Annotated in this window: 1 protein-coding gene; it reads right to left on the bottom strand. The window is 38.8% G+C overall.

The window, feature by feature from the left end; genetic code table 11:
* Positions 1-377: 377 nt before the first annotated feature.
* Positions 378-1137: RNB domain-containing ribonuclease (locus A3739_RS05900; protein WP_156502388.1), on the bottom strand; the 760-nt coding region annotated here is incomplete at its 5' end.

The following is a 1137-nucleotide window of genomic DNA, read 5'->3' as shown; positions in this document are numbered from 1 at the left end:
CGCAATAACTACAAACTCAAAGATACGATTATTTTTTAATTTAAAGAAAGACTGTTGAATACCACCAGAGACCATATTTCTGCTCGTCCACATGAAATTTCTGGGCACGATACACGAATATAGGTAACAAGATAAAGAGGTTAGGAGAAGGGAAAGTATAGGGATGGGGGAGTAAACGGAAAAGCTGGCGATCCATGCCTGCTTATTACCATCCGTGTCTCATCCCTTAGCTACGGTCATCCTTGATTCCGTCAACATTTCCGTATGTTTATGCTGTCCCTATGAGCAAATAATAGATGAGGTAATTAGGGAAAAATATAGGAGATCTCTGAAACTTTGTAGGATATATCCTACAAAGTTTCAGAAAAACATCTGAATTAAGCTAGAGAAAATTGAATCTGCTTTTTAGACCAATCAACACGCTTCAATGAAACCTTTAGTTTTTGCGCTAAGGTAAATTCGCCTTTTGAAGTTTTCAATTGCATCAAATCTTGGTTAAAACTGCACTTGCCTTCAATATCCCGCGTCGCAATCACACCTTCAATGCCATTATCTAATACACGAACTTGCATACCAGTAGTAAATACACGAACAACTTCCGCATCAAACTCACCAGATTGACGCGTCATATATTCACACTTCAATGATTGCTCGATATCGAAAACAGATTTACGAATAGCGTCTTGCTTCTCTTCAATCGATTCAAGGTCTTTAGTAGTTAAGCTATCACCAACATTACTCTCAATTAGAGACGTTAATAAACGATGTAGTAAATAATCATTCGCTTTGCGCAGAGGTGAACTGATGGTCGTGTAAGCGTCAAAACCCAGAGCAAAATGAGGCGCTTTTTCAAGACTAAACCCGGTTCGATCCAACTGTCTCAGCATTAGTTGCCTTAAATACTCTCGCTCATCATCTGCTTGTAACGCTCGAAATATTGATACGAAACCATCTAAGTTTGCTAAACTGAATTCTTTTAATTCAGGAAGTTTTTCATTCAATACTGTACTAAGCGACTCTAAACGATCTGCACGAACGCCTGAATGACTGATGTACAAAGCAGATTTTGCGTTCTCTGCAAAATACTGAGCTGCACAGCGATTCACAGCTAACATACATTCTTCAACCCATGCATGA

This window comes from Oleiphilus sp. HI0067, assembly GCF_001635735.1.
The sequence above is the reverse complement of the archived record's forward strand: the minus strand, read 5'-3'. Positions and strand labels throughout refer to the sequence as shown.